This window comes from Kibdelosporangium banguiense, assembly GCF_017876405.1.
Lineage (GTDB): Bacteria > Actinomycetota > Actinomycetes > Mycobacteriales > Pseudonocardiaceae > Kibdelosporangium > Kibdelosporangium banguiense.
Map to the genome: position 1 here is coordinate 2,949,022 of NZ_JAGINW010000001.1, position 18,329 is coordinate 2,967,350.

An 18,329-nucleotide genomic window follows, 5' to 3' on the forward strand; every position below is an offset into this window, starting at 1 on the left:
ACGGCGGGGCCAGGGGGAACAGAGCAGAACCACGGACAACCGCCATGAAGATGCAGTCGTAGAGAAAGCCGGTCCATGCCCACGATCCAGCAGCTGGTCCGTAAGGGCCGCCAGGACAAGGTCGCCAAGACCAAGACCGCGGCGCTCAAGGGGAGCCCGCAGCGGCGCGGTGTGTGCACGCGTGTGTACACCACCACGCCCAAGAAGCCGAACTCGGCGCTGCGCAAGGTCGCCCGTGTGAAGTTGACCAGCGGCATCGAGGTCACCGCCTACATCCCCGGTGAGGGTCACAACCTCCAGGAGCACTCGATGGTGCTCGTGCGTGGCGGTCGTGTGAAGGACCTCCCGGGTGTTCGCTACAAGATCATCCGCGGCTCGCTGGACACGCAGGGCGTGAAGAACCGCAAGCAGGCACGCAGCCGCTACGGCGCGAAGAAGGAGAAGAGCTGAGATGCCCCGTAAGGGACCGGCCCCGAAGCGGCCGCTGATCTCCGACCCGGTCTACAGCTCCCCGCTGGTCACTCAGCTGATCAACAAGGTGCTGAAGGACGGCAAGCGGTCCGTCGCAGAGCGGATCGTCTACGGGGCGCTCGAGGGCGCTCGCGAGAAGACCAGCACGGACCCGGTGGTGACGCTCAAGCGCGCGCTGGACAACGTCAAGCCGGCCATCGAGGTCAAGCCTCGCCGTGTCGGTGGCGCGACCTACCAGGTGCCGATCGAGGTCAAGCCCGGTCGCAGCACCACGCTGGCGCTGCGCTGGCTGGTCAGCTACTCCCGTAGCCGCCGTGAGAAGACGATGGTCGAGCGCCTCATGAACGAGCTGCTCGACGCTAGCAACGGTCTCGGCGCGAGCGTCAAGCGCCGCGAAGACACGCACAAGATGGCCGAGTCCAACAAGGCCTTCGCTCACTACCGCTGGTGACACCAGCCCTAGTGCTCATTTAAGACAGGGGAAGACTCTCGTGGCACTCGACGTGCTCACCGACCTTGCCAAGGTCCGCAACATCGGGATCATGGCGCACATCGACGCGGGCAAAACCACGACGACCGAGCGGATCCTCTTCTACACGGGGATCAACTACAAGATCGGCGAAGTGCACGACGGCGCCGCGACGATGGACTGGATGGAGCAGGAGCAGGAGCGCGGCATCACGATCACGTCCGCCGCGACGACCACTTACTGGGCCAACCACCAGATCAACATCATCGACACGCCTGGCCACGTGGACTTCACCGTCGAGGTGGAGCGCTCGCTGCGTGTGCTCGACGGTGCCGTTGCCGTGTTCGACGGCAAGGAGGGTGTCGAGCCCCAGTCCGAGCAGGTCTGGCGGCAGGCGACCAAGTACGACGTCCCGCGTATCTGCTTCGTCAACAAGATGGACAAGCTGGGCGCCGACTTCTACTTCACCGTGCGCACCATCTCCGAGCGGCTGGGCGCCAAGCCGTTGCCGATCCAGCTGCCGATCGGTGCCGAGAACGACTTCATCGGTGTCATCGACCTGATTCACATGCGCGCGCTGACCTGGCGCGGCGAGGTGAAGAAGGGCGAGGACTACGCCATCGAGGAGATCCCGGCCGACCTGGCCGAGAAGGCCGCGGAGTACCGCGAGGCCCTCATCGAGGCCGTCGCCGAGACCGACGACGAGCTGATGGAGAAGTACCTCGGCGGCGAGGAGCTGACGGTCGAGGAGATCAAGGCGGCCATCCGCAAGATCACGATCTCCCGGACCGCCTACCCCGTGCTGTGCGGCTCGGCGTTCAAGAACAAGGGCGTGCAGCCGATGCTGGACGCGGTCATCGACTACCTGCCGTCCCCGCTGGACGTGCCGGACGTGCAGGGCACCCTGGTCGACGGCGAGACCCCGGCGACGCGTAAGCCCTCCACCGAGGAGCCGTTCTCGGCCCTGGCGTTCAAGATCGCCGTGCACCCGTTCTTCGGCAAGCTGACCTACATCCGGGTCTACTCGGGCCAGGTCAACACCGGTGCGCAGGTGATCAACTCCACCAAGGAGCGCAAGGAGCGCATCGGCAAGCTCTTCCAGATGCACTCCAACAAGGAGAACCCGGTCACCGAGGCCATCGCGGGCCACATCTACGCCGCGATCGGCCTGAAGGACACCACGACCGGTGACACCCTGTGCGACCCGCAGCAGCCGATCGTGCTGGAGTCGATGAGCTTCCCCGACCCGGTCATCCAGGTCGCCATCGAGCCGAAGACCAAGGCCGACCAGGAGAAGCTGGGCACCGCGATCCAGAAGCTGGCCGAGGAGGACCCCACCTTCAAGGTCAAGCAGGACGAGGAGACCGGCCAGACCATCATCGCCGGCATGGGCGAGCTGCACCTGGACGTGCTGGTCGACCGGATGCGCCGCGAGTTCAAGGTCGAGGCCAACATCGGCAAGCCGCAGGTGGCCTACCGCGAGACCATCCGCAAGACGGTCGAGAAGCTGGACTACACCCACAAGAAGCAGACGGGTGGCTCCGGCCAGTTCGCCAAGGTCGTCGTCAAGCTCGAGCCGATGGCCACCACGGACGGCGCGCTCTACGAGTTCGAGAACAAGGTCACCGGTGGCCGCGTGCCGCGGGAGTACATCCCGTCGGTCGACCAGGGTGCGCAGGACGCCATGCAGTACGGCGTGCTGGCCGGCTACCCGCTGGTCGGGCTGAAGCTGACCCTGCTCGACGGCGCCTACCACGAGGTCGACTCGTCGGAAATGGCGTTCAAGATCGCCGGTTCGATGGTGCTCAAGGAGGCCGCCAAGCAGGCCAGCCCGGTGCTGCTCGAGCCGATGATGGCGGTCGAGGTGACCACGCCCGAGGACTACATGGGCGATGTCATCGGTGACCTGAACTCCCGCCGTGGCCAGATCCAGGCCATGGAGGAGCGCAGTGGCACGCGTGTCGTCAAGGCGCTCGTCCCGCTGTCGGAGATGTTCGGTTACGTGGGTGACCTGCGGTCTCGGACCCAGGGCCGCGCGAACTACTCCATGCAGTTCGACTCCTACGCCGAGGTTCCCACGAACGTGGCGAAGGAGATCATCGCAAAGGCGACGGGGGAATAACCCCTCACCGGAGCACCACACAGCGTGTGGGCTCTCCGGGGTTCCCCCGGGGTCCGCACAACCGACCCTGATGAGCCGGCGGGGCGACGCGAAATCTATTGTCGCCCCTTCGGATAAGAACAAGTCCAGGAGGACAATCCAGTGGCGAAGGCGAAGTTCGAGCGGACCAAGCCGCACGTCAACATCGGCACCGTCGGTCACATCGACCACGGCAAGACGACGCTCACCGCGGCTATCTCCAAGGTCCTGCACGACAAGTACCCGGAGTTGAACCCCTTCACGCCGTTCGACGAGATCGACAAGGCGCCGGAGGAGAAGCAGCGCGGTATCACCATCTCGATCGCTCACATCGAGTACCAGACCGAGAAGCGGCACTACGCGCACGTCGACTGCCCGGGACACGCGGACTACATCAAGAACATGATCACCGGTGCCGCCCAGATGGACGGCGCGATCCTGGTGGTCGCCGCGACCGACGGCCCGATGCCGCAGACCAAGGAGCACGTGCTGCTCGCCCGCCAGGTCGGCGTGCCCTACATCGTCGTCGCGCTGAACAAGGCCGACATGGTCGACGACGAGGAGATCCTGGAGCTCGTCGAGCTCGAGGTCCGTGAGCTGCTGACCGAGTACGAGTTCCCGGGCGATGACCTGCCCGTGGTCCGCGTCTCGGCGCTGAAGGCGCTCGAGGGCGACAAGGAGTGGGGCGACAAGCTGCTCGAGCTCCTCGACGCGGTCGACGAGAACATCCCGGAGCCGGTCCGCGAGACCGACCGTCCGTTCCTGATGCCGATCGAGGACGTCTTCACGATCACCGGTCGTGGCACGGTCGTCACCGGTCGTATCGAGCGCGGCGTTGTCAACGTCAACGAGGAGGTCGAGATCCTCGGCATCCGCGAGAAGGCGACCAAGACCACGGTCACCGGCGTTGAGATGTTCCGCAAGCTGCTCGACCAGGGCCAGGCCGGCGACAACGTGGGTCTGCTCGTGCGTGGTGTCAAGCGTGAGGACGTCGAGCGCGGCATGGTCGTGGCCAAGCCCGGCACCTCCACCCCGCACACCGAGTTCGAGGCGCAGGTCTACATCCTGTCCAAGGACGAGGGTGGCCGGCACACGCCGTTCTTCCAGAACTACCGCCCGCAGTTCTACTTCCGTACGACCGACGTGACCGGCGTCGTGACCCTCCCCGAGGGCACCGAGATGGTCATGCCGGGCGACGACACGAAGATGACTGTCGCGCTCATCCAGCCGATCGTGATGGACGAGGGCATGCGGTTCACCATCCGTGAGGGTGGCCGGACCGTGGGCGCCGGTACTCTGGTCAAGATCATCAAGTGATCTAGGTCGTATTAAGCGACCCCGATTTGGATGCCATATTTCGATATGGCATCCTGTATAGGTTGCTCGTCGTGGGGCGGCCGGGTTTCCCTCGGGGAACCGGCCGCCTCCGCGCGAGGGCAGTGGAGCGTTGACGCTGCCATGTGAGACACAAATGGGTTATGCCGGGAATTCTGATGAGCTTCCGGCCGCCCGTCCCACGAACGTCAGGTTCTCCCCCGCGGAGAGCAAAACGACTGTGGGACCGGTCTGTGAAGCGGGCGCGACACGCCCGACCGCGTGGACCGGGAACCATGACTTGTGAACAGGGGAGCGGAGCCTCCAGCACCAGCGAAATGGCTGGTAAAGAGCTCTGACAAGGGACATCACGGAAGGAACGGCAAAGCCACCATGGCGGGACAGAAGATCCGCATCCGGCTCAAGGCCTACGACCACGAGGCGATCGACGCCTCCGCGCGCAAGATCGTCGAGACCGTGACGCGTACCGGCGCTCGGGTCGTTGGGCCAGTGCCGCTGCCGACCGAGAAGAACGTCTACTGCGTCATCCGCTCGCCGCACAAGTACAAGGACTCGCGCGAGCACTTCGAGATGCGCACGCACAAGCGTCTGATCGACATCCTCGACCCGACGCCGAAGACGGTCGACGCGCTCATGCGCATCGACCTGCCGGCCAGCGTCGACGTCAACATCCAGTAAGCGCCTGCGCGCGAGAAACGCAGCGGAGAGAACGAGACCATGTCTGACAGGCAAGTGAAGGGCATTCTGGGCACCAAGCTCGGCATGACCCAGGTCTTCGACGAGTCGAACCGGGTAGTCCCGGTGACCGTCGTTCAGGCCGGGCCGAACGTGGTGACCCAGGTCCGCACCCAGGACAACGATGGCTACACCGCGGTCCAGCTGGCGTTCGGCGCCGTGGACCCCCGCAAGGTGAACAAGCCGGAGACCGGGCACTTCACCAAGGCCGGCGTCACCCCCCGGCGAGTGCTCGCCGAACTGCGCACCACTGACGCGGACTCCTACGAGGTCGGCCAGGAGATCACCGCCGAGGTGTTCGAGGCCGGCACCGTCATCGACGTCACCGGCACCAGCAAGGGCAAGGGCACCGCGGGTGTCATGAAGCGCCACGGCTTCAAGGGTTTGAGCGCCTCGCACGGTACCCAGCGCAAGCACCGCTCGCCGGGTTCCATCGGCGGGTGCGCCACCCCGGGCCGCGTGTTCAAGGGCCTGCGGATGGCCGGCCGCATGGGTCACGTCAAGGTGACCACCCAGAACCTGACCGTGCACCGGGTCGACGCCGACTCCGGCCTCATCCTGATCAAGGGTGCGGTGCCGGGTCCCAAGGGCGGCCTGGTGTTCCTCAAGAGCGCCGCGAAGGGTGGTGCGTGAAATGACCAGCGTTGACGTTCGCACCCCGGACGGCAAGACCGACGGCTCCGTCGAGCTGCCCGCGGGCATCTTCGACGTGCAGGCGAACATCCCGCTGATGCACCAGGTTGTCGTCGCCCAGGAAGCCGCCGCGCGGCAGGGCACCCACGACACCAAGACTCGCGGTGAGGTTCGCGGTGGCGGCAAGAAGCCGTACCGCCAGAAGGGCACCGGCCGGGCCCGCCAGGGTTCGACCCGCGCGCCGCAGTTCATCGGCGGTGGCACGGTGCACGGTCCGACTCCGCGGGACTACTCCCAGCGGACCCCCAAGAAGATGAAGGCCGCCGCCCTGCGTGGTGCCCTCTCCGACCGGGCGCGGGCCGAGCAGCTGCACATCGTGTCCTCTTTGGTCACCGGCGAGAAGCCGTCCACGAAGGACGCCCGCAAGGCGCTCGCCGCCATCAGCGGTGCCAAGCACGTGCTCGTGGTGCTCAACCGGGACGACGAGCTGAACCTGCTGTCGGTGCGCAACCTGGACAACGTCCACGTGTTGTGGCCGGACCAGTTGAACACCCGCGACGTGATCTTCGCCGACGACGTGGTGTTCACCAAGGACGCGTACGAGGCGTTCGTGGCGGGCCCGATCAGTGGCCGCTCCGCGAAGGCGACCGCTCGCTCCGGTGAAGTTGAGGAGGAGTCGAAGTGATTCCCGACCCCCGCGACATCCTTCGCGCGCCGGTCATCTCCGAGAAGTCCTACGGCTTGCTCGAAGAGAACAAGTACACGTTCCTGGTCCACCCCGACGCCAACAAGACGGCGATCAAGATCGCGGTCGAGAAGGTGTTCGGCGTCAAGGTGATCAGCGTGAACACGCTGAACCGGCAGGGCAAGCGCAAGCGCACCCGCACCGGGTTCGGCAAGCGCAAGGACACCAAGCGCGCCATCGTGACACTTTCCGCCGACAGCAAGCCGATCGAGATCTTCGGCGGCCCGGCCGCCTAGGGAACGAGGAACTCGCAGAGATGGGCATCCGCAAGTACAAGCCGACGACGCCGGGCCGTCGTGGCTCGAGCGTCTCGGACTTCGCCGAGATCACCCGTGATCACCCGGAGAAGTCGCTGGTCCGGCCGCTGAACAAGAAGGGCGGCCGCAACGCGCACGGCAAGATCACCACCCGGCACAAGGGTGGCGGTCACAAGCGCGCGTACCGCTTGATCGACTTCCGTCGCAATGACAAGGACGGCGTGCCGGCCAAGGTCGCTCACATCGAGTACGACCCCAACCGCACCGCCCGCATCGCGCTGCTGCACTACGCGGACGGCGAGAAGCGCTACATCATCGCGCCGGAGAAGCTGCGCCAGGGCGACCCGATTGAGAACGGCCCCAAGGCCGACATCAAGCCGGGCAACAACCTGCCGCTGCGCAACATCCCGGTCGGCACCGTGGTGCACGCGATCGAGCTCCGCCCCGGTGGCGGCGCCAAGATCGCCCGGTCCGCCGGCGCCAGTGTCCAGCTGGTGGCCCGTGAGGGTCAGTACGCGCAGCTGCGGATGCCCTCCGGCGAAATCCGCAACGTCGACGTCCGCTGCCGCGCCACGGTCGGTGCGGTCGGCAACGCCGAGCAGTCCAACATCAACTGGGGCAAGGCCGGCCGGATGCGGTGGAAGGGCAAGCGCCCGACCGTCCGTGGTGTGGCCATGAACCCGGTCGACCACCCGCACGGTGGTGGTGAGGGCAAGACCTCCGGTGGTCGTCACCCGGTGAACCCGGCCGGTAAGCCCGAAGGCCGTACTCGTCGCCGTAAAGCGAGCGACCGGATGATCGTCCGTCGCCGCAAGACCGGCAAGAAGCGCTGAGCAGGAAGGGAGTGAACCATGCCACGTAGCCTGAAAAAGGGCCCGTTCGTTGACGACCACCTGCTCAAGAAGGTGGACGCGCTGAACGAGTCCGGCAAGAAGACGGTGATCAAGACCTGGTCTCGCCGGTCCACGATCATCCCGGACATGCTGGGACACACCATCGCGGTGCACGACGGCCGCAAGCACGTCCCGGTCTTCGTCTCGGAGGCCATGGTCGGGCACAAGCTGGGCGAATTCGCCCCGACCCGCACCTTCAAGGGCCACATCAAGGACGACCGGAAGTCCCGCCGCCGCTGAGCGGCGCGCCTAGAACACGAACCAGCAAGGGGTAAGCAGCGATGAACGCCCGTGACGAAGCCGCGGTGGAGGAGCTTCCTACCGCCGTGGCTCGGGCTCGCTACGTGCGCACCACGCCGATGAAGGCGCGCCGCGTGATCGAGCTCATCAAGGGACGTAACGCCAGCGAGGCCCTGGCCGTGCTCCAGTTCGCGCCGCAGGCCGCCAGCGGTCCGGTCGCGAAGGTGCTCGCCAGTGCCATGGCAAACGCCGAGAACAACATGAGCCTCGACCCGGAGACGCTCTGGGTGAGCAAGGCGTATGTGGACGAGGGCCCGACCCTCAAGCGGTTCCGCCCCCGTGCGCAGGGCCGCGCGTACCGCATCCGCAAGCGCACCAGCCACATCACGGTCGAGGTCGTTTCGCGCCCGAAGCCGGAGGCTGCTCGCAAGCCCGGCCGCAAGGCCGCGAAGACCAGTGAGAAGGGAAGTGCCAGCTAGTGGGTCAGAAGATCAACCCGCACGGCTTCCGCCTGGGTATCACCACTGACTGGAAGTCCCGCTGGTACGCGGACAAGCAGTACGCGGAGTACGTGGCGGAAGACGTCAAGATCCGGAAGCTGCTGTCCAAGGGCATGGAGCGTGCCGGCATCTCCAAGGTGGAGATCGAGCGGACCCGGGACCGCGTGCGGGTGGACATCCACACCGCGCGTCCGGGCATCGTCATCGGCCGCCGCGGCGCCGAGGCGGACCGTATCCGCGGTGAGCTGGAGAAGCTCACCAAGAAGCAGGTCCAGCTGAACATCCTCGAGGTCAAGAACCCCGAGTCGGATGCCCAGCTGGTCGCGCAGGCAGTCGCCGAGCAGCTGTCCAACCGTGTGGCCTTCCGCCGCGCGATGCGTAAGGCCATTCAGTCGGCCATGCGTTCGCCGCAGGTCAAGGGCATCCGGGTGCAGTGCGGTGGCCGTCTCGGCGGTGCCGAGATGTCCCGCTCGGAGCACTACCGCGAGGGTCGCGTCCCGCTGCACACGCTGCGTGCGGACATCGACTACGGCTTCTTCGAGGCCCGTACCACCTTCGGCCGCATCGGCGTGAAGGTCTGGATCTACAAGGGTGAGGTTGTTGGCGGCCGCCGCCAGCACGACGCCCGTGACAACGCCACGCAGGAGCGCGCCCCGCGCCGCGAGCGTCCGAGCCGCGCCCGTCGTTCCGGTGCCACTGGTACCACCGCGACGAGCACTGAGGCCGGACGGGCCGCCGCCCAAGAGGCAAAAACTGGTGCCGCAGCCGAGGATGCGCCATCGGCGTCCGGGTCCGTCAACAACGGGACCCCGGAGGCCACGGCAGGGAATGGGGAGGGCTGAGCTGTGCTCATCCCACGCAAGGTCAAGCACCGTAAGCAGCACTCACCGAAGCGCCACGGCGCCGCCAAGGGTGGCACCAAGGTCAACTTCGGCGAGTACGGCATCCAGGCGCTCGAACCGGCGTACGTGACCAACCGGCAGATCGAGTCCGCCCGTATCGCCATCAACCGGCACATCCGCCGTGGTGGCAAGGTGTGGATCCAGGTCTTCCCGGACCGTCCGCTGACCAAGAAGCCCGCCGAGACCCGGATGGGTTCCGGTAAGGGTTCGCCCGAGTACTGGGTGGTCAACGTCAAGCCGGGTCGGGTGCTGTTCGAGATGAGCTTCCCGAACGAGGCCGTGGCGCGTGAGGCGCTGCGTCGTGCGATCCACAAGCTGCCGATGAAGTGCCGCATCGTCACGCGTGAAGGTGGTGACTTCTGATGGCAGTGACAGCCTCGGAGATCCGCGAGCTGACCGAGGAGGAGCTGGTGCTCCGCCTGCGCGAGGCCAAGGAGGAGCTGTTCAACCTCCGGTTCCAGATGGCCACCGGCCAGCTGGACAACAACCGCCGGCTGCGCACGGTGCGGCGGGACATCGCCAAGATCTACACAGTGATGCGGGAGCGCGAACTGGGCTTGTCGGCTTCCCCTGACGAGACAGTTACGAACGAAGGTGCCGCATGACCGAGCCGACCGCTCAGGAGAACGAGAGCCGCAACCGCCGCAAGGTGCGCGAGGGCTACGTCGTCTCCGACAAGATGGACAAGACCGTTGTGGTCCAGCTTGAGGACCGCAAGAAGCACCGTCGCTACTCCAAGGTTCTGCGCACCACCAGCAAGGTGAAGGTGCACGACGAGGAGAACGCCGCCGGTGTCGGTGACCGCGTCCTGCTGATGGAGACTCGCCCGCTGTCGGCCACCAAGCGCTGGCGGCTCGTCGAGATCCTCGAGAAGGCCAAGTAAGCAACAGCTATTGACCGCGCGTATCAGGTCGGAAATCTGCTACGCCACAACGGGTCAGGGAGAAAGCAGTGATTCAGCAGGAGTCGCGGCTGCGTGTCGCCGACAACACCGGTGCCAAGGAGATCCTTTGCATCCGTGTTCTCGGCGGTTCCGGCCGTCGCTACGCGGGCATCGGCGACATCATCGTCGCCACCGTGAAGGACGCGATCCCGGGTGCGGGTGTGAAGAAGGGTGACGTCGTCAAGGCCGTCATCGTCCGCACCGCCAAGGAGCGTCGCCGTCCGGATGGCTCGTACATCCGCTTCGACGAGAACGCCGCGGTGCTCATCAAGAACGACACCGAGCCGCGTGGTACCCGCATCTTCGGCCCGGTCGGCCGTGAGCTGCGGGACAAGAAGTTCATGAAGATCATTTCGTTGGCGCCGGAGGTGCTCTGACCATGAAGGTGAAAAAGGGCGACACTGTCGTCGTTATCGCCGGCAAGGACAAGGGCGCCAAGGGCAAGGTCATCCAGGCCTACCCCAAGGACAACCGCGTTCTTGTCGAGGGTGTCAACCGCATCAAGAAGCACACCAAGATCACCCAGACGCAGCGTGGCGCCCAGTCGGGCGGGATCGTGACCCAGGAGGCCCCGATCCACGTCAGCAACGTCATGGTGGTCGCCGACGGCAAGGCCGTCCGGGTGGGCTACAAGACCAACGACGAGGGCCGCAAGGTTCGCGTGGCCCGCGGCAAGGGCAACGGGAAGGAGATCTGATCATGACTACCGCTGAGAAGACCATCCCGCGGCTCAAGGCCCGCTACCGCGCGGAGATCGCGCCGGCGTTGCACAAGGATTTCTCCTACGACAACGTCATGCAGATCCCCGGCGTCGTGAAGATCGTCGTCAACATGGGTGTCGGTGACGCCGCCCGCGACGGCAAGCTGATCGAGGGCGCGGTTCGCGACCTGGCCACGATCACCGGCCAGCGTCCCGAGGTTCGCAAGGCCCGCAAGTCCATCGCGCAGTTCAAGCTGCGTGAGGGCATGCCGATCGGAGCGCGTTGCACGCTGCGTGGCGACCGGATGTGGGAGTTCCTCGACCGTCTGCTGACGATCGCGCTTCCCCGTATCCGTGACTTCCGTGGCCTGTCGCCCAAGCAGTTCGACGGCAACGGCAACTATACGTTCGGTCTCAACGAGCAGTCGATGTTCCACGAGATCGACCCGGACGCGATCGACCGCCAGCGCGGCATGGACATCACGATCGTGACCACCGCCATCAACGACGACGAGGGCCGGGCGCTGCTCAAGCACCTGGGCTTCCCGTTCCGGGAGAACTGATCCATGGCCAAGAAGGCGTTGATCCACAAGGCCGCGCAGAAGCCGAAGTTCAAGGTCCGCGGTTACACCCGCTGCCAGCGCTGCGGCCGCCCGCACTCCGTTTTCCGCAAGTTCGGCCTGTGCCGGATCTGCCTGCGGGAGATGGCCCACCGCGGTGAACTGCCCGGCGTGAGCAAGTCCAGCTGGTAAAGGCGAACCCGCCTCTACCTCCCATTTCACCGTAGGCCCCCGGGAACCGCGGTGAGAAAGGTTGACAGGTCACCATGACGATGACCGACCCGATCGCAGACTTCTTGACCCGTCTGCGCAACGCCAACTCGGCGTACCACGACGAGGTTGTACTGCCGCACTCGAAGATCAAGGCGAACATCGCCGAGATCCTCAAGCGTGAGGGCTACATCGCCGGCTACCGCGCGGAGCAGGGCGAGAAGTGCAAGAACCTGATCGTGGAGCTGAAGTACGGCCCCAACCGTGAGCGCAGCATCGCTGGTCTCCGCCGCATCTCCAAGCCGGGTCTGCGGGTGTACGCGAAGTCGACCGGCCTGCCGAAGGTGCTCGGCGGACTGGGCGTGGCGATCATTTCCACGTCGACCGGCCTGGTGACCGATCGACAGGCCAACAAGCAGGGTGTAGGCGGAGAAGTTCTCGCCTACGTCTGGTAGGGGAGGAGAGAAGGCATGTCCCGTATCGGAAAGCTGCCGATCGCCGTCCCCTCCGGGGTCGACGTCAAGATCGATGGCCAGACAGTCAACGTCAAGGGGCCCAAGGGCACTCTGACGCACACCATTGTCGAGCCGATCAGCCTTGAGCGCGCCGAGGACGGCACGCTGCAGGTGAAGCGGCCCAACGACGAGCGTCAGAACCGTGCGCTGCACGGCCTGACTCGCACGCTCGTGAACAACCTCGTCGTCGGCGTCACCGCCGGTTACGAGAAGAAGCTTGAGATCCACGGCGTTGGTTACCGTGTCGCGCTCAAGGGCACTGAACTCGAGTTCCAGCTCGGTTACAGCCACTCGATCAAGGTGCCTGCCCCCGAGGGCATCACCTTCACGGTGGAGACCCCGACGCGGTTCTCGGTCAGCGGGATCGACAAGCAGCTCGTCGGTGAGGTCTCGGCCAACATCCGCAAGCTGCGCAAGCCCGACCCGTACAAGGGCAAGGGCGTCCGCTACGCGGGCGAGAAGATCCGCCGCAAGGTCGGAAAGACGGGTAAGTGACATGAGCGAAGCAACCACAACAAAGCGGAAGCCGGTCGGCAAGGACATCTCGACCCGCCGTCGCGTGGCCCGCGCGCGTCGTCACTTCCGGCTCCGCAAGAAGATCAGCGGCACGCCGGCCCGTCCGCGCCTGGTCGTCAACCGGTCCTCGCGGCACATCGCCGTGCAGCTGATCGACGACCTGGCCGGTCACACCATCGCCGCCGCGACCTCCTTCGAGGCCGACGTGCGTGCGCTGGAGGGCGACAAGAAGGCCAAGGCCGCCAAGGTCGGGCAGCTGCTTGCCGCCCGCGCCAAGGACAAGGGCATCGACAAGGTCGTGTTCGACCGGGGTGGCTACGACTACCACGGCCGGATCGCGGCGCTCGCCGACGCTGCCCGTGAGGCGGGTCTGGAGTTCTGATGAAGAACACCCGCGAAGTAATCGAGAACGGAAGGAACGCCTGATGCCGGGACGTACACGGCAGGGTGGCGGCTTCGGCGGTCAGCAGGGCGGTCAGGGCGGCAACGACCGCGGCGACCGTCGCGACCGCAGGGACCGTCGCGACGGTGGTCGTGGCGGCGCGGCCCAGGAGAAGACCCCGCACCTCGAGCGCGTTGTTGCGATCAACCGCGTCGCGAAGGTCGTGAAGGGTGGTCGTCGCTTCAGTTTCACCGCCCTGGTGGTCGTCGGTGACGGCGACGGTCAGGTCGGCGTCGGCTACGGCAAGGCCAAGGAGGTGCCCGCCGCGATCGCGAAGGGCGTGGAGGAAGCCAAGAAGAACTTCTTCCGCGTGCCCCGGATCGCCGGCACCATCCCGCACCCCATCCAGGGTGAGGACGCCGCGGGCGTCGTGCTGCTCCGTCCGGCCAGCGCCGGTACCGGTGTCATCGCCGGTGGCCCGGTGCGTGCCGTCCTGGAGTGCGCCGGTGTCCACGACGTGCTGTCGAAGTCGCTGGGTAGCGACAACGCCATCAACATCGTGCACGCCACTGTGGCGGCCCTGAAGGGCCTGCAGCGTCCGGAGGAGGTGGCTGCCCGCCGCGGCCTGCCGCTCGAGGACGTCGCCCCCGCCGCCATGCTGCGTGCCCGTGCACAGGCTGGTGCGTGATGGCGAAGCTGCAGATCACCCAGGTCAAGAGCAAGATCGGCACCAAGCACAACCACCGCGAGTCGCTGCGCACCCTCGGGCTGCGCAAGATCCGCCAGAGCGTGGTGCGTGACGACACCCCTGAGGTCCGCGGCCTGGTTCACACCGTGCGGCACCTCGTGGTGGTCGAGGAGGTCAACGACTGATGGCCATCAAACTCCATCACCTGCGCCCCGCCCCCGGTGCCAAGACCGACAAGATCCGCGTCGGCCGTGGTGAGGGCTCCAAGGGCAAGACCGCCGGTCGTGGCACGAAGGGCACCAAGGCCCGCAAGAACGTGTCGCCCCGGTTCGAGGGTGGGCAGATGCCCATCCACATGCGGCTGCCGAAGCTCAAGGGCTTCAAGAACCGCTTCCGCGTGGAATACCAGATCGTCAACGTGGGCGATCTGGCCACGCTGTTCCCCGAGGGTGGCAAGGTCGGCATCCTCGACCTCGTCGCCAAGGGCGCCGTCCGCAAGGGCCAGCTCGTCAAGGTCCTCGGCGACGGCGACATCGCCGGCGTGAAGCTGGACGTCACCGTCCACGCCTTCTCCGGCAGCGCGATCGAAAAGATCACCTCCGCAGGTGGTTCGATCAACAAGCTGTGAGCCAGAACCACAAAGGGCCGTCCCAGAATCCTGGGGCGGCCCTTTTGGCGTCCGGACTGAGACCGGGTTGTGTTGTCGTGGTGTCAGGCTCGTCAGGCATGAACACTCGGCGGTTGATCGGTGCGTGCCTGGCGCTGCTGGCTTCGGTTCTGCTGGCGCTTTCGCTGGTTTTCCCGCTGTATGTGAGCAGGATCGACTCGCCGATCGTGGCGACGACGATGACGCTCACGGCTTGGGGGATCAAGTCGGGTGACGGTTCTGCCGGGACGCTCTTCGGCTTGGGGCCTGTGCATGGCTTTCCGTTGCTGTTCGCCACGATTGTCCTGGTTGTCGCGAGTGTGCTGGCCTTTGCGGGGGCGAGGACTGGTGCTGCGCAGACTGGCGTGCGGACAGCCTGGATCTGGCTCACTATCGCGGCCGCGTTCGTCGTTGGGGTGGCTGTCACAGTGGTTCCGCAGGTGACGAGTTCGTTCCTGACGATGGGGCTGGGCCGGCCGGGAGGGGCTCTCGACTCGTACTTCGGCCTGGGGTTCTGGTCGCTGGTGGTCGGCGCTGTGTTCGCAGTGGCCGGAGCGGTCCTGGCCGGTGTGCCCGTGCGAAAGCCTGCTGATACCGGGCCTCAAGCCGCCTAGCGGCCGGGCCGTCATGTCTCGGAACGACATCGGGGGATGTGACGTGACCAGGACGTGTCCTTGCGCTGTCACGCTCCTGTCGCATGAGCAACCGGCAACCATCCCGACGACTCGGCGCGTTTTTCGCTCTGCCGGCTTCGGTGCTGCTGATTCTTTCGCTGATCCTCCCGTTGTTCGTGGCCACGGTCAGCATGCCCGGCGTCATGGCCGAGATGACGACGACGATCTACGCCTGGGGGTTCGCCGACGACCGGCCGAAGATGTCCGACGGCAACCTGTTGCAGGAACTGCCGATGCACGCCTATCCCATGGTGCTGGCCACGTTGATGTTCATCGTCGCGACGGTGATCGCCTTCGTGCGGGCCGGCGGTCGGTCAGCTGGGTTGTGGCTCACGGCTGCGGCTGCGTTCGTGGCCGGGATGGCGGCCACTGTCATCCCACAGGTGGTCAGCTGGTTCGCGTTCTACAGTCCGCTGATGCCTGAGCAAGAGATGGGCCCAGGCGACGGGCCTGCTCTGGGCCTGGGTTTCTGGGCGTTGATGGCCAGCGCCGTGCTGGCGGTGACGTCGGCTGTGCTCACGGTCAAAGCCGCCCCCAGATCAGAGACCACTGAGGTTCCGGCGCCAGCTAATGTCGATCCTCATGGAACTGGTGGTTCTGCTTGACGAGGCCGGGCAAGCCGTGGGCACCGCCGACAAGGCGACGGTTCACCACGAGCAGACCCCGCTGCACCTGGCGTTCTCCGCGTACGTCTTCGACGCGGACAACCGCTTCCTGCTGACCCGCAGGGCCCTCACCAAGCGGACGTGGCCGGGTGTCTGGACCAATTCGTGCTGTGGCCATCCAGGGCCCGGAGAGGGCATGCGTGACACTGTTACGCGTCGCCTCAAAGACGAGCTCGGCCTCGAAGCCGAGACGATCGACCTCGTGCTGCCGAGGTTCCGTTACCGCGCGGTCATGCCGGATGGCACGGTCGAGAACGAGATGTGTCCCGTCTACCGGGTTACCGTCAGCGCCGATCCGCGGCCTGACGCTGCCGAGGTCGACGACTTCGAGTGGGTCGACTGGCCGCCTCGGCGGGAGCTTTCCCCTTGGGCCACAAGGCAGATCCCCGAACTGGAGGCACTCGGTGCGGATCCCCGGAACTGGCCTTCCGGCACCGACGCCGAGCTGCCGCCCGCGGCCTGTTGAGAAAAAACGATCAATGCGCCAGACGGGGGGTGCGGAGCACCCTCAGGAGGCTGTTAGAGTCGAGCTCACGCTTCGGGACAAATCTGCCCCGAAGCGTTCCTGGCTTGTCCGGCCAGGCCGTGTTCCCGCCGGTTTGATAGACCGGCCAAGCAAGTCGTTCGCCGGCAGGATGCCGGTGACGCGAGGAGGTCTTGCGTGCTAGGCGCCTTCCGCTCGGCTCTCGCGACGCCGGATCTGCGCAAGAAGATCCTGTTCACACTCGGGATCATTGTGCTGTACCGGGTGGGAGCACTTCTGCCATCACCGGGCGTGTCATACCCGAACGTGCAGAAATGTCTGGCCAACGTCCAGCAGGACGGCATCTACTCACTGCTGAACCTGTTCAGCGGTGGTGCGCTGCTCCAGCTGTCCGTTTTCGCGCTGGGCATCATGCCCTACATCACCGCGAGCATCATCATCCAGCTGCTCACCGTGGTCATCCCGCGGTTCGAGCAGCTGAAGAAGGAAGGCCAGGCGGGCCAGGGCAAACTGACCCAGTACACCCGCTACCTGACCATCGCGCTGGCGATCCTGCAGGCCACCGGCATCGTCGCGCTGGCCGACCGCGGTCAGCTGTTCGGCGACTGCCAGGAAGACATCATCCCGGCCGACGGCATCTTCACGCTGATCCTCATCGTCACCACGATGACCGCCGGTACGGCCGTCATCATGTGGCTGGGCGAGCTGATCACCGAGCGCGGCATCGGCAACGGCATGTCGCTGCTGATGTTCGTCAACATCGCGGCCCGCATCCCGGCTGAGGGCGCGATCATCTGGAGCAAGGGCCCGATCACCTTCACCGTGATCTGCCTGTTCGGTCTCGCGATCATCGCCAGCGTCGTGTTCATGGAGCAGGGCCAGCGCCGGATCCCGGTCCAGTACGCCAAGCGCATGATCGGCCGCCGCATGTACGGCGGGACCTCGACCTACCTGCCGCTGAAGGTCAACCAGGCCGGCGTCATCCCGGTGATCTTCGCGTCCTCGCTGCTCTACCTGCCGGACCTGATCTCCCGGCTGATCGGCACCAACCAGGACTCCGGCTGGCAGCGCTGGATCAACCAGTACCTGGTGCAGCAGAACAGCTGGGTGCACATCCTGGTGTACTTCTCGCTGATCATCTTCTTCACGTACTTCTACATCACGATCACGTTCAACGTGAATGAACGTGCTGAGGAGATGCGGAAGTTCGGTGGGTTCATCCCTGGCATCCGGCCAGGACGTCCAACCTCGGAATACCTGAGTTTCGTGCTGAGCCGCATCACCCTGCCCGGCTCGATCTACCTTGGTGTCATCGCGATCCTGCCGAACTTCTTCTTGTCGGTGACAGGATCCGGGAACAACCAGAACTTCCCGTTCGGTGGTACCGCGGTACTGATCATGGTCGGCGTCGGCCTCGACACCGTGAAGCAGATCGAGAGCCAGCTCATGCAACGTAACTACGAAGGGTTCCTCAGGTGACACGACTCGTTCTGGTCGGCCCGCCAGGCGCGGGCAAGGGCACGCAGGCCGGGACGCTCAGCGAGAAGCTCGGCGTGCCACACATCTCGACCGGGGATCTGTTCCGTGCCCACATCGGGGACGGGACAGAGCTCGGCCGCAGCGTCCAGGGCTTCCTGGACGAGGGCAAGCTCGTGCCCGACGAGGTCACCAACGAGATGGTCCGCGAGCGGCTGGCGGACGAGGACACCGCGGGCGGGTTCATCCTCGACGGTTTCCCTCGCAACATCGCTCAGGCCGAGGTGCTCGACAAGATCCTCGCCGAGTCCGGACAGAAGCTGGACGCGGTCGTCTCGTTCCAGATCGACGAGGACGTGGTGGTCGCCCGGCTGCTCGGCCGCGGCCGCAAGGACGACAACGAGGAAGTCATCCGGCACCGCCAGCACGTGTACCGCTCCGAGACCGAGCCCTTGCTGAACTACTACCGCGACATCGTGCTGACGATCGACGCGGTCGGCGAGGTCAACGAGGTCACCAACCGCGTGCTCAACGCCCTGGACAAGTGACC

Annotated in this window: 30 protein-coding genes; all 30 read left to right on the forward strand. The window is 65.7% G+C overall.

The window, feature by feature from the left end; genetic code table 11:
• Positions 1 to 75: 75 nt before the first annotated feature.
• The 30 genes from rpsL to JOF56_RS14290 all read left to right on the forward strand — a co-directional run bounded on the left by rpsL (position 76) and on the right by JOF56_RS14290 (position 18,327).
• Complete coding sequence (gene rpsL, locus JOF56_RS14145; protein ID WP_025361387.1) at positions 76 to 450, forward strand: 30S ribosomal protein S12; 375 nt, start codon at positions 76 to 78, stop codon at positions 448 to 450.
• 1 nt (position 451) lies between these two features.
• Complete coding sequence (rpsG, locus tag JOF56_RS14150) at positions 452 to 922, forward strand: 30S ribosomal protein S7 (RefSeq protein ID WP_173140179.1); 471 nt, start codon at positions 452 to 454, stop codon at positions 920 to 922.
• Positions 923 to 962: 40 nt separating this feature from the next.
• A complete protein-coding gene (fusA, locus tag JOF56_RS14155; protein WP_209637936.1) occupies positions 963 to 3,062 on the forward strand; it encodes an elongation factor G in 2,100 nt (699 codons plus the stop codon).
• A 141-nt stretch (positions 3,063 to 3,203) separates the two neighbouring features.
• Positions 3,204 to 4,397 carry an elongation factor Tu gene (tuf, locus tag JOF56_RS14160; protein WP_209637938.1) on the forward strand — a complete coding sequence of 398 codons (1,194 nt, stop codon included), beginning with the start codon at positions 3,204 to 3,206 and terminating at the stop codon, positions 4,395 to 4,397.
• A 390-nt stretch (positions 4,398 to 4,787) separates the two neighbouring features.
• Positions 4,788 to 5,093: a 30S ribosomal protein S10 gene (rpsJ, locus tag JOF56_RS14165; RefSeq protein WP_003938093.1), complete on the forward strand. Its 306-nt coding sequence runs from the start codon at positions 4,788 to 4,790 to the stop codon at positions 5,091 to 5,093.
• Positions 5,094 to 5,132: 39 nt separating this feature from the next.
• Positions 5,133 to 5,783, forward strand: a complete 651-nt coding sequence (gene rplC, locus JOF56_RS14170; protein ID WP_209637940.1) for a 50S ribosomal protein L3 — start codon at positions 5,133 to 5,135, stop codon at positions 5,781 to 5,783.
• Between the two features lies 1 nt (position 5,784).
• On the forward strand, positions 5,785 to 6,468 hold the full coding sequence (gene rplD, locus JOF56_RS14175) for a 50S ribosomal protein L4 (protein WP_209637942.1): 684 nt from the start codon (positions 5,785 to 5,787) through the stop codon (positions 6,466 to 6,468).
• Positions 6,465 to 6,764, forward strand: coding sequence for a 50S ribosomal protein L23 (gene rplW, locus JOF56_RS14180; protein ID WP_033384225.1), 300 nt, complete (start codon positions 6,465 to 6,467; stop codon positions 6,762 to 6,764). Before rplD ends, rplW begins: the two co-directional genes overlap by 4 nt.
• A gap of 20 nt (positions 6,765 to 6,784) precedes the next feature.
• Positions 6,785 to 7,618 carry a 50S ribosomal protein L2 gene (gene rplB / locus JOF56_RS14185; RefSeq protein ID WP_209637944.1) on the forward strand — a complete coding sequence of 278 codons (834 nt, stop codon included), beginning with the start codon at positions 6,785 to 6,787 and terminating at the stop codon, positions 7,616 to 7,618.
• 18 nt (positions 7,619 to 7,636) lie between these two features.
• The gene (rpsS, locus tag JOF56_RS14190) at positions 7,637 to 7,918 is read left to right on the forward strand and encodes a 30S ribosomal protein S19 (RefSeq protein WP_033384221.1); all 282 of its coding nucleotides are present in this window, start codon (positions 7,637 to 7,639) and stop codon (positions 7,916 to 7,918) included.
• A 41-nt stretch (positions 7,919 to 7,959) separates the two neighbouring features.
• Positions 7,960 to 8,397, forward strand: a complete 438-nt coding sequence (gene rplV / locus JOF56_RS14195) for a 50S ribosomal protein L22 (RefSeq protein ID WP_209637946.1) — start codon at positions 7,960 to 7,962, stop codon at positions 8,395 to 8,397.
• Positions 8,397 to 9,260, forward strand: coding sequence for a 30S ribosomal protein S3 (rpsC, locus tag JOF56_RS14200; RefSeq protein WP_209637948.1), 864 nt, complete (start codon positions 8,397 to 8,399; stop codon positions 9,258 to 9,260). The genes rplV and rpsC overlap by 1 nt, the downstream gene beginning before the upstream one ends.
• Before the next feature lie 3 nt (positions 9,261 to 9,263).
• Positions 9,264 to 9,683 carry a 50S ribosomal protein L16 gene (rplP, locus tag JOF56_RS14205; RefSeq protein WP_209637950.1) on the forward strand — a complete coding sequence of 140 codons (420 nt, stop codon included), beginning with the start codon at positions 9,264 to 9,266 and terminating at the stop codon, positions 9,681 to 9,683.
• Complete coding sequence (rpmC, locus tag JOF56_RS14210) at positions 9,683 to 9,925, forward strand: 50S ribosomal protein L29 (RefSeq protein WP_245378258.1); 243 nt, start codon at positions 9,683 to 9,685, stop codon at positions 9,923 to 9,925. Before rplP ends, rpmC begins: the two co-directional genes overlap by 1 nt.
• Positions 9,922 to 10,203, forward strand: a complete 282-nt coding sequence (gene rpsQ, locus JOF56_RS14215; RefSeq protein WP_209637952.1) for a 30S ribosomal protein S17 — start codon at positions 9,922 to 9,924, stop codon at positions 10,201 to 10,203. The genes rpmC and rpsQ overlap by 4 nt, the downstream gene beginning before the upstream one ends.
• A gap of 68 nt (positions 10,204 to 10,271) precedes the next feature.
• Positions 10,272 to 10,640 carry a 50S ribosomal protein L14 gene (rplN, locus tag JOF56_RS14220; protein ID WP_033384214.1) on the forward strand — a complete coding sequence of 123 codons (369 nt, stop codon included), beginning with the start codon at positions 10,272 to 10,274 and terminating at the stop codon, positions 10,638 to 10,640.
• A 2-nt stretch (positions 10,641 to 10,642) separates the two neighbouring features.
• A complete protein-coding gene (rplX, locus tag JOF56_RS14225) occupies positions 10,643 to 10,960 on the forward strand; it encodes a 50S ribosomal protein L24 (protein ID WP_209637954.1) in 318 nt (105 codons plus the stop codon).
• A gap of 2 nt (positions 10,961 to 10,962) precedes the next feature.
• Positions 10,963 to 11,526, forward strand: coding sequence for a 50S ribosomal protein L5 (rplE, locus tag JOF56_RS14230; RefSeq protein ID WP_209637956.1), 564 nt, complete (start codon positions 10,963 to 10,965; stop codon positions 11,524 to 11,526).
• A gap of 3 nt (positions 11,527 to 11,529) precedes the next feature.
• Complete coding sequence (locus JOF56_RS14235) at positions 11,530 to 11,715, forward strand: type Z 30S ribosomal protein S14 (RefSeq protein WP_033384211.1); 186 nt, start codon at positions 11,530 to 11,532, stop codon at positions 11,713 to 11,715.
• A gap of 74 nt (positions 11,716 to 11,789) precedes the next feature.
• On the forward strand, positions 11,790 to 12,188 hold the full coding sequence (gene rpsH / locus JOF56_RS14240; RefSeq protein ID WP_209637958.1) for a 30S ribosomal protein S8: 399 nt from the start codon (positions 11,790 to 11,792) through the stop codon (positions 12,186 to 12,188).
• 15 nt (positions 12,189 to 12,203) lie between these two features.
• Positions 12,204 to 12,743 (forward strand): 50S ribosomal protein L6, encoded by a 540-nt coding sequence (gene rplF, locus JOF56_RS14245; protein WP_209637960.1) that lies wholly within the window; start codon positions 12,204 to 12,206, stop codon positions 12,741 to 12,743.
• Position 12,744: 1 nt separating this feature from the next.
• Positions 12,745 to 13,146, forward strand: a complete 402-nt coding sequence (gene rplR / locus JOF56_RS14250) for a 50S ribosomal protein L18 (protein WP_209637962.1) — start codon at positions 12,745 to 12,747, stop codon at positions 13,144 to 13,146.
• 43 nt (positions 13,147 to 13,189) lie between these two features.
• Positions 13,190 to 13,834 (forward strand): 30S ribosomal protein S5, encoded by a 645-nt coding sequence (gene rpsE, locus JOF56_RS14255; RefSeq protein WP_173140150.1) that lies wholly within the window; start codon positions 13,190 to 13,192, stop codon positions 13,832 to 13,834.
• Entirely contained in the window at positions 13,834 to 14,019 is a 186-nt protein-coding gene (gene rpmD / locus JOF56_RS14260; RefSeq protein ID WP_037270250.1) for a 50S ribosomal protein L30, read from the forward strand. Before rpsE ends, rpmD begins: the two co-directional genes overlap by 1 nt.
• A complete protein-coding gene (gene rplO / locus JOF56_RS14265) occupies positions 14,019 to 14,462 on the forward strand; it encodes a 50S ribosomal protein L15 (protein WP_209637964.1) in 444 nt (147 codons plus the stop codon). The genes rpmD and rplO overlap by 1 nt, the downstream gene beginning before the upstream one ends.
• A 98-nt stretch (positions 14,463 to 14,560) precedes the next feature.
• A complete protein-coding gene (locus JOF56_RS14270) occupies positions 14,561 to 15,094 on the forward strand; it encodes a hypothetical protein (RefSeq protein ID WP_209637966.1) in 534 nt (177 codons plus the stop codon).
• 83 nt (positions 15,095 to 15,177) lie between these two features.
• The gene (locus tag JOF56_RS14275) at positions 15,178 to 15,759 is read left to right on the forward strand and encodes a hypothetical protein (protein WP_209637967.1); all 582 of its coding nucleotides are present in this window, start codon (positions 15,178 to 15,180) and stop codon (positions 15,757 to 15,759) included.
• On the forward strand, positions 15,737 to 16,285 hold the full coding sequence (gene idi / locus JOF56_RS14280) for an isopentenyl-diphosphate Delta-isomerase (protein WP_209637969.1): 549 nt from the start codon (positions 15,737 to 15,739) through the stop codon (positions 16,283 to 16,285). The genes JOF56_RS14275 and idi overlap by 23 nt, the downstream gene beginning before the upstream one ends.
• A gap of 195 nt (positions 16,286 to 16,480) precedes the next feature.
• Positions 16,481 to 17,782 carry a preprotein translocase subunit SecY gene (gene secY, locus JOF56_RS14285; protein WP_209637971.1) on the forward strand — a complete coding sequence of 434 codons (1,302 nt, stop codon included), beginning with the start codon at positions 16,481 to 16,483 and terminating at the stop codon, positions 17,780 to 17,782.
• Positions 17,779 to 18,327, forward strand: coding sequence for an adenylate kinase (locus JOF56_RS14290; protein ID WP_209637973.1), 549 nt, complete (start codon positions 17,779 to 17,781; stop codon positions 18,325 to 18,327). The genes secY and JOF56_RS14290 overlap by 4 nt, the downstream gene beginning before the upstream one ends.
• The last annotated feature ends 2 nt before the right edge of the window (positions 18,328 to 18,329 follow it).

Bases quoted from the DNA above. Each gene is read 5' to 3' on its own strand.
- rpsL (WP_025361387.1), top strand. From the start codon at position 76: ATGCCCACGATCCAGCAGCTGGTCCGTAAGGGCCGCCAGGACAAGGTC.
- rpsG (WP_173140179.1), top strand. From the start codon at position 452: ATGCCCCGTAAGGGACCGGCCCCGAAGCGGCCGCTGATCTCCGACCCG.
- rpsJ (WP_003938093.1), top strand. From the start codon at position 4,788: ATGGCGGGACAGAAGATCCGCATCCGGCTCAAGGCCTACGACCACGAG.
- rplC (WP_209637940.1), top strand. From the start codon at position 5,133: ATGTCTGACAGGCAAGTGAAGGGCATTCTGGGCACCAAGCTCGGCATG.
- rplD (WP_209637942.1), top strand. From the start codon at position 5,785: ATGACCAGCGTTGACGTTCGCACCCCGGACGGCAAGACCGACGGCTCC.
- rplB (WP_209637944.1), top strand. From the start codon at position 6,785: ATGGGCATCCGCAAGTACAAGCCGACGACGCCGGGCCGTCGTGGCTCG.
- rpsS (WP_033384221.1), top strand. From the start codon at position 7,637: ATGCCACGTAGCCTGAAAAAGGGCCCGTTCGTTGACGACCACCTGCTC.
- rplV (WP_209637946.1), top strand. From the start codon at position 7,960: ATGAACGCCCGTGACGAAGCCGCGGTGGAGGAGCTTCCTACCGCCGTG.
- rpmC (WP_245378258.1), top strand. From the start codon at position 9,683: ATGGCAGTGACAGCCTCGGAGATCCGCGAGCTGACCGAGGAGGAGCTG.
- rpsQ (WP_209637952.1), top strand. From the start codon at position 9,922: ATGACCGAGCCGACCGCTCAGGAGAACGAGAGCCGCAACCGCCGCAAG.
- rplX (WP_209637954.1), top strand. From the start codon at position 10,643: ATGAAGGTGAAAAAGGGCGACACTGTCGTCGTTATCGCCGGCAAGGAC.
- rplE (WP_209637956.1), top strand. From the start codon at position 10,963: ATGACTACCGCTGAGAAGACCATCCCGCGGCTCAAGGCCCGCTACCGC.
- JOF56_RS14235 (WP_033384211.1), top strand. From the start codon at position 11,530: ATGGCCAAGAAGGCGTTGATCCACAAGGCCGCGCAGAAGCCGAAGTTC.
- rpsH (WP_209637958.1), top strand. From the start codon at position 11,790: ATGACGATGACCGACCCGATCGCAGACTTCTTGACCCGTCTGCGCAAC.
- rplF (WP_209637960.1), top strand. From the start codon at position 12,204: ATGTCCCGTATCGGAAAGCTGCCGATCGCCGTCCCCTCCGGGGTCGAC.
- rplR (WP_209637962.1), top strand. From the start codon at position 12,745: ATGAGCGAAGCAACCACAACAAAGCGGAAGCCGGTCGGCAAGGACATC.
- rpsE (WP_173140150.1), top strand. From the start codon at position 13,190: ATGCCGGGACGTACACGGCAGGGTGGCGGCTTCGGCGGTCAGCAGGGC.
- rpmD (WP_037270250.1), top strand. From the start codon at position 13,834: ATGGCGAAGCTGCAGATCACCCAGGTCAAGAGCAAGATCGGCACCAAG.
- rplO (WP_209637964.1), top strand. From the start codon at position 14,019: ATGGCCATCAAACTCCATCACCTGCGCCCCGCCCCCGGTGCCAAGACC.
- JOF56_RS14270 (WP_209637966.1), top strand. From the start codon at position 14,561: ATGAACACTCGGCGGTTGATCGGTGCGTGCCTGGCGCTGCTGGCTTCG.
- JOF56_RS14275 (WP_209637967.1), top strand. From the start codon at position 15,178: ATGAGCAACCGGCAACCATCCCGACGACTCGGCGCGTTTTTCGCTCTG.
- idi (WP_209637969.1), top strand. From the start codon at position 15,737: ATGGAACTGGTGGTTCTGCTTGACGAGGCCGGGCAAGCCGTGGGCACC.